We start from the raw sequence: 6,512 nt of genomic DNA, 5'->3' as shown, positions 1-6,512 counted from the left end.
TATAAGGTGGGCTACAAGCGCGGCTGAGGAGCGAGGCGCGTCGTGAGCACCGAAACCGCCCGGGAAGGGCCAGAAATCCCCGTAGCGCCGCCTGAGGCTGTCCTGCCGGCCGTCAGGGCGCCGGCCGACCTTGCGTGGACGATCGTGCAGATGCGCGCCGGCGAGCGCATCACCGTCAACGAGGGCCTGATCGCCGCCTATCAGGCCGCTTCATCGCCCCATAGCATCCGTGCGCTCAAGTCCGACGTCGAGGCGTTCGATGCGTGGTGTAGGCGCAACAACCGGATTGCACTGCCGGCGACGGCCGAGACGGTGGCCGACTATCTCGACTCGCGGGCAGGCAAGGGGAGCCGCCCAGCCTCGCTATCCCGCTACAAGGCGTCGATCGCCAAGATCCATCAGTTGCTCGAACTCAAGGATCCGACGCCGGCGCCGCTGGTGAAGCTGCGGCTGCAAGCGGTGCGCCGCGAGAAGGGGGCTGCGCAGAAGCAGGCGCGGCCGCTGCGGTTCAAGGGCCCGGTGCGCGACGTCGAGCGCGACAAGGCGCGGGGGCTCAACATCCGCGCGCTGCTCGAGAGTTGTGGCGAGGATCTGCCGGGGCTGCGTGATCGGGCGCTGCTATCGGCCGCTTATGACACCGGGCTGCGCGCCTCCGAACTGGTGGCGGTCGCCATTGAGCATATTGAGGAGGCGATCGATCCCGAAGCGCGGCTGCTGCAGATTCTGCGTCATAAGGGCGATCAAGACGGGGAGGGGGCGACCGCCTACCTCAGCCCGCGCACCGTCGCGGCGATCGCGGCGTGGACCGAAGCGGCGGGGATCACGACAGGGCCGCTGTTCCGGCGGGTGCAGGTGCGGCGCTACAAGGCGCGGGCAGCCGTGCGCGGTCGGCCGATCGACAGCATCTCGGGCCGGGAGACGTGGGATCTGCGCAAGACGCTGTCCAAGCCGGCGGTGAAGGCGCGCGTCGAATATGACATCGGCACCGTCGCGCTGCACCCGGGCTCGATCGGACCAATCTTTCGGTCGATCATCGGCCGCGCGTTCGACCGTGGCGCGCTGCCCGATTTGACGGCGGACGATCTGGCGCGGTTGCTGAAGGGGATCAGTGCGCACTCGACGCGGATCGGGCTCAATCAGGACCTGTTCGCCAGCGGGGAGGATTTGGCCGGCATCATGGACGCGCTGCGGTGGAAGTCGCCGCGGATGCCGCTCGCTTATAATCGCAATCTCGCGGCAGAGCAGGGGGCGGCGGGGCGCCTTATGGCGAAGATTGGCTAGTCATGACGGCCTAAATAGGTCTTTGGATGATGCCGTGCGACCACACGACGGCGGCAGGTAGATCGAGGGATTTGCGCAGCGGCAAGAACCGGAGAAGGGAGGCTGAGCCCCCGGGGTCTTGAGCTACAACGTTAAGCCTAAGAAACGGGCAGGGGCCTGGTAGCGCGTAGTGTATGAGCGAAGCCACCATCGCTCAAACTCATCAGCACAGTCCAATTTCGAAGAGGAAACAAGAAAGTGGTTCCGGAAACGGTATGGATCTTATCCTGTGTAAACGCTCGCGCTAAATGGCGGCGTTCTGATCGCGCTATTTGTCAGTTGCCGGGTCCGATGACGAGGCAATCGCGCGCGGCCTGAACGATGTCAGCGGTGACCTCCTCGACGCGGTTGAGGGTCATGATCCGCCGCATCTGCGCGAACAGGCGCTCCATGAGCCGGAAGTTGCCGCGCGTGATGCGGATCACGGCTGCCTGCGCTTCGATCGCGTCGAGTTGGGCCGGGTCGAAGCTGATCCCGAAATCGCCGGCGTGGGTCGCGAGCAGCAGCCGCATTTCGGTCTCGGTAAGCGGTTTGAACTCGTGGACGAAGCCGATCCGCGAGTAGAGCTGGGCATAGCGGGCGAGGCGCTTCTCCAAGCCCGGCATACCCATCAGGATCAGCCCGAAGCCGTGGCGATCGGCCATGTCGCGGAGATGTTCGAGCGACTTTATGGTCAGGCGGTCGGCCTCGTCGACGATGACGAGGGGGCAGGCGATGCGGGCGGCGTCATGGGTGATTTCGTCCTGCGAGCCGCCCGCGACCGTCAGCCGGGCATAGCCCAGCTTAATGAGGTTGAGGCCCAACACCGCGTCGATCGTCTTGGGCGTGTTGCTGACCGACACGGTGTAGAAGACGGCGCGGCAGCGAGCGACCTTTTCGCCAAGGAGCGCGGCAATGGGACGGAGCGCGGCATATTCCCCCAGGTCGGGGAAGCTGGAAAACTCGCGCGCCGATCGCGTCTTTCCGACGCCCGGCCGGCCATGACACACGCCGATATAGCGGTAGTGCGCGCAGGCTTCGGCAAACTCGACGAACCGGGCATGTTCGCGGGTCGCCAGGAACGGCTGCTCGACCAGGAACTCAATCGTCAGCGGCGTAGAGCCGGAGCCCTCGGTAGGTGGTGGGCCGGGAAGCCGTATCCTCTTGGTCGCCATCGAAGGTCTCCGTGGGGGCAGGCACCTGCTTGTCGCGCTCCTTCGCGCCGCGCCGGGCGCGCTGGATCGCGCGCAACGACGGGTGCCCAGCGTGCTCGGAGCTGAGCGCACGGCAGACGAACCGGCCCTGGTGGTAGACGTGGATCTCGGTCAGGTCGCGGGGGTCATAGACCGCCTCGACCTGCTCGCCGACGAAGGCCGCGAGCGTGGGTTCGACATAGCGCCTGCCCATCAGACGGATGCCGTCGCGCAGCACTTTACGGGGCTTGGGCACGTGCACGAGCAGCATGTCGAGCTGTTCAAGGCTGTCGGGCATTGCGGGCAGGAACCCGCCCTTCTGCCAGCGCGTGATCGGCGGTTCGCCGGTGCTGCCATGCGGGCGACGATGATAGACGCCGCACACGAACGCCTCGAAGCGGGCGCGCAGCTCGTCGAGCGTGAGCACTGGCGCCGACAGCGGCTTGCCCGCGATCAGGTGGCCGGGCAGGTCGGGCAGGAACATGTCGTTGATGGTGCGGAACAGCCGCTCGATCTTGCCGCGCCCGCGAGGACGCCCCGGCAGCGAATGGATGAGGCGGATTTTGAGGGCGATGCACGCCTGCTCGATATGCTCGGAGATGAAATCCGAGCCGTTGTCGACGTAAAGCTGTTCGGGAATGCCGCTGACGATCCATTCGGGATTGGGCTTGCGCCAGATCGCCTGCCGCAAGGCGAGCGCCGTGTTGAGGGCACTGGGGGCATCGAGGCTGAGGAAGTAACCGGCGATGGCTCGGCTGTGATCGTCAACGATGACGGTCAGCCAAGGACGCACCGGGGTTCCGGCATCATCGAGCACGAGAATGTCGAGAACGGTATGATCGGCCTGCCACATCTCGTTCGAGGTCGCGGCTTCGCGCCGATGCACTAGCTCGTGCTGGTCGCGGTAGACGGCCGGATCGGAGGCTGCGGCGATCTGGCTTGCCGGTATCGCCCTGACGACACGCGCGACGGCCGCATAGCTGGGGGTTCGGTGTCCATGCGCGATGGCGAGTTCCTGCACCTTTCGGTGAATGGCGGCGACCGGGGGTCGCGGGCGCTTGGTGGCGAGAGTGCGGGTCAGTTCGACCAGATGTTCCGGCAGGTGCAGCCTGCCCCGATCGTTGCGCGGCAGACGCGCGAGACCGGCAAGTCCTTCGGCACGGTAGCGCCCGAGCCAGCGCTGCAACGTCCGCTCGCTCAGCGTGCCGGTGCGGGCGAGGTCCGCGAGCGGGATGCCATCGGCGAGGTGCGGTTCAAGGACGCGGTAGCGCTCGATCGCCAGCGGCGGGACAAGCGCCGGATGCGTCACCGCCGACGGTCCGTGTCGCAGGTAAGGAAAACGGAGATTTGCCTGCCCATCGCCATGCGAGTCCGCTCGCGTTGCCAAACCGGCCTGTTCGACGTAAATCTACCCGGTAAAGAAAACTAGGGCAACATAGACCTGCCGATGACGACTTTCTTCCCAAACCGCGCCCGATCGGGGCGCCACCGGCCCTACGCATGAAAATCGGTTACGCCCGCGTATCGACCGCCGAGCAGAACCTGGACCTCCAGCGTGATGCGCTGAAGGCTGCCGGCTGCGAGAAGGTCATCACCGACAAGGCCTCCGGGGCGACTGCCGCTCGCCCTGGATTGGAAAAGGTGAAGGAGCTGCTTCGCGCCGGCGACACACTGGTGGTCTGGCGCCTCGACAGGCTCGGCCGCTCGCTCCGTGATCTGATCGGATGGATGACCTACCTCGACGAGGAAAAGGTCGGGCTGCTGAGCCTGCACGAGGCGATCGACACGACCACCACGTCGGGCAAGCTTACCTTCCACCTGTTCGGGGCATTGGCGGAGTTCGAGCGCAACCTGATCCGCGAGCGGACCCAGGCCGGTCTCACCGCAGCCCGCGCTCGCGGCAAGAAGGGTGGCCGGCCGGCCGCACTCGGCAAGGACAAGCGCGACCTGCCCGTCAGGCTCTACCACGAGAACACGATGCCGATCGCCAAGATTTGCTCGATGCTCGGCATCTCCAAGCCAAAACTCTACGCCTATGTGCGATCGGCCGAGACCAAGCCGGTAGCCGCGTAGCGACGCTCGCCGACAAATAGCGCGATCAGAATGCCGCCACTTAGCGCGAGCGTTTACACCGTTCGCGGTCCCGATCGGCCCAGCGTCCCCCGGAACCGTTCGTTATCGGGAAGGCATCTAAGCGGTCTGCACCATCCTTCATCTAAAGTTCTCCAAGCGCTTCTGAGGATTTTCGGGCGCACCAAAAGCACTTGCTCCTCCAGTGGCTGGAGCATGTAACCGCAATTTGCTCTCCTGCGGACGGGGGGCTGGAGGTGGCTTTTTGACGGCCCGTGTTGAAGCAATCGGTATGTCTCGACGCTCATTAGTGGCGCGGCTGGTGGCCTGTGGAACCGGCTTGGTGCTCGGTTCTCCAACGCTCGCGCGACAGACTTCCCGGTCTGCGGGCTCGTGGAACTTCGGTGCGGCTCACCTCGAATGGGAGCCGCTGGAAGTCGGCACGGGTGATACCCTCCTTGTTTCGGCACAAGTGCGCGGAGTGCCGGTGCGGGCGGTGCTCGACAGTGGCAGCGGCGCGTCGATCATGAGCACGGCGCTCGCGGCGAAGCTCGGCTTGAACGATGGTGAGCGGCGCATGATTAGCGGGCTGAGCGCCAAGGCCCCGGTGCTGCTGGTCCGCGACATCGACGTACAGCTCGCCCGCGAAACCCGTCGCTTACCCTTTGCCGTCGTTGGTGATCTGAGTTCAGTGTCGGCGGCCTTCGGACGACCGATCGATATCCTCCTCGGTGCCGATATGTTCACGGGTAGCTGCATCGCGCTCGATTTCGCGAAAAGGCGTATGGCGGTCGTCAAGTCAGGCACGTTTCTCGCCGGTCCCGACTGGCGCGCTGTCGCGCTCGGGCGCGGTGCCAAGCAGGAGCTGTTCATTCGAGCTTCCGTCTCGGGTTTGCCTCCCGTGCCCTTGATGATCGATCTTGGCAGCTCGGCCGCGCTGATGCTCTCGTCGGCCTATGCCCGCGATCAAGGGCTGTTGAACGGGAAGCTCGTCTCGACCGCGGCGATCGGCGGCGTCGATGGTGTGCGTATCAACGATGCTTTCACGATCCAGAACATCAACATCGAAGGGCTTGGCGTCTCGAACGTCCCCACACTCGGGATGAGAGCTTGGCTCTCCACCAGCACGGTTGGCAATGTCGGCCTACCGCTGATCGCTCAATTCGACGTGGTGTTCGACGTGACCGCCGGATTCGTGTGGCTCCGGCCACTCGGTCCTCGTCGTCGCCTGCCGATGCTGAAGGACCGTAGCGGCCTTGGCCTCGCAGCCTCACCAACGGCGCTCACCGTTGTTCATGTGGCGGCGAACAGTCCCGCGGAAAAGGCTGGCTGGGCGGTCGGCGACCGGATCGTGGCGGTGAACGGCCATTCGATCGATGCGAACTATACGCGTGGGGAGCTCTGGCAAGTGCGCTCCCGGCCTGCTGGCACCCTCGTAAAGCTGACGATGGCCTCGGGTGATGTGCGCGAGCTCAGGCTGGCCGATTATTATTGATCGGCTTGAGGGTGGCCTTTGCCGATCGCCTTCATGATCCGACAATCGGCCATGCGCGCCTTGGTGCAGCTCTGGCTGAGCATTGCCAACTCATCCCGCAACACCGCGAGTTGCGCCAGTCTCTCCTCCACATCCTTGAGGTGCTGAGCAGCGATAGCTGAGGCGGCACCACAATCCTGGTCCGGGTTCTGCGCCAGCCCCATCAACGAACGGATCTCGTCGACGGAGAAGCCAAGCCGGCGACCGTTGCGGATGAAGTGCAAACGCTCAATGTCACTGGCATCGTAGGTTCTGCGACCCGACGCCGTGCGAGGGGCGGATCGGAGCAACCCGATCGACTCATAAAAGCGGATCGTCGTCACCTTCGTCGAGGTCTCGCTGGCGAGCTGCCCAATCATCACCGGCTTCATCATGCCATCCTTGCTTATGCGAACGTGTCGCACATTTCGCTTGCT

6 protein-coding genes are annotated in these 6,512 nt (G+C 64.8%); 3 read left to right on the top strand and 3 right to left on the bottom strand.

Annotated elements, in window-relative coordinates; genetic code table 11:
* Positions 1-42: 42 nt before the first annotated feature.
* Positions 43-1,281 (top strand): integrase, encoded by a 1,239-nt coding sequence (locus A0U87_RS20375; RefSeq protein ID WP_137405931.1) that lies wholly within the window; start codon positions 43-45, stop codon positions 1,279-1,281.
* 314 nt (positions 1,282-1,595) lie between these two features.
* Here the strand turns inward: A0U87_RS20375 and A0U87_RS20370 are convergent, their stop codons facing one another.
* Positions 1,596-2,474 (bottom strand): AAA family ATPase, encoded by an 879-nt coding sequence (locus tag A0U87_RS20370; protein ID WP_009824028.1) that lies wholly within the window; start codon positions 2,472-2,474, stop codon positions 1,596-1,598.
* Positions 2,401-3,801 (bottom strand): Mu transposase C-terminal domain-containing protein, encoded by a 1,401-nt coding sequence (locus A0U87_RS20365; protein ID WP_004212864.1) that lies wholly within the window; start codon positions 3,799-3,801, stop codon positions 2,401-2,403. The genes A0U87_RS20370 and A0U87_RS20365 overlap by 74 nt, the downstream gene beginning before the upstream one ends.
* A 191-nt stretch (positions 3,802-3,992) precedes the next feature.
* Here A0U87_RS20365 and A0U87_RS20360 point away from each other — a divergent pair, with 191 nt between their 5' ends.
* On the top strand, positions 3,993-4,565 hold the full coding sequence (locus A0U87_RS20360; RefSeq protein WP_009824027.1) for a recombinase family protein: 573 nt from the start codon (positions 3,993-3,995) through the stop codon (positions 4,563-4,565).
* Positions 4,566-4,854: 289 nt separating this feature from the next.
* Positions 4,855-6,057, top strand: a complete 1,203-nt coding sequence (locus A0U87_RS20355; protein WP_013039112.1) for an aspartyl protease family protein — start codon at positions 4,855-4,857, stop codon at positions 6,055-6,057.
* On the opposite strand, the gene A0U87_RS20350 is transcribed toward A0U87_RS20355, so the two are convergent.
* Entirely contained in the window at positions 6,051-6,470 is a 420-nt protein-coding gene (locus A0U87_RS20350; RefSeq protein WP_007406847.1) for a helix-turn-helix domain-containing protein, read from the bottom strand. The genes A0U87_RS20355 and A0U87_RS20350 overlap by 7 nt on opposite strands.
* Positions 6,471-6,512 lie beyond the last annotated feature (42 nt).

Origin of the sequence: Sphingobium sp. MP9-4 (assembly GCF_005281675.1) — a bacterium.
Classification (GTDB): Bacteria; Pseudomonadota; Alphaproteobacteria; order Sphingomonadales; family Sphingomonadaceae; genus Sphingobium; species Sphingobium yanoikuyae.
The sequence above is the reverse complement of the archived record's forward strand: the minus strand, read 5'-3'. Positions and strand labels throughout refer to the sequence as shown.

Bases quoted from the DNA above. Each gene is read 5' to 3' on its own strand.
- A0U87_RS20350 (WP_007406847.1), bottom strand. From the start codon at position 6,470: ATGATGAAGCCGGTGATGATTGGGCAGCTCGCCAGCGAGACCTCGACG.
- A0U87_RS20360 (WP_009824027.1), top strand. From the start codon at position 3,993: ATGAAAATCGGTTACGCCCGCGTATCGACCGCCGAGCAGAACCTGGAC.
- A0U87_RS20355 (WP_013039112.1), top strand. From the start codon at position 4,855: ATGTCTCGACGCTCATTAGTGGCGCGGCTGGTGGCCTGTGGAACCGGC.
- A0U87_RS20370 (WP_009824028.1), bottom strand. From the start codon at position 2,474: ATGGCGACCAAGAGGATACGGCTTCCCGGCCCACCACCTACCGAGGGC.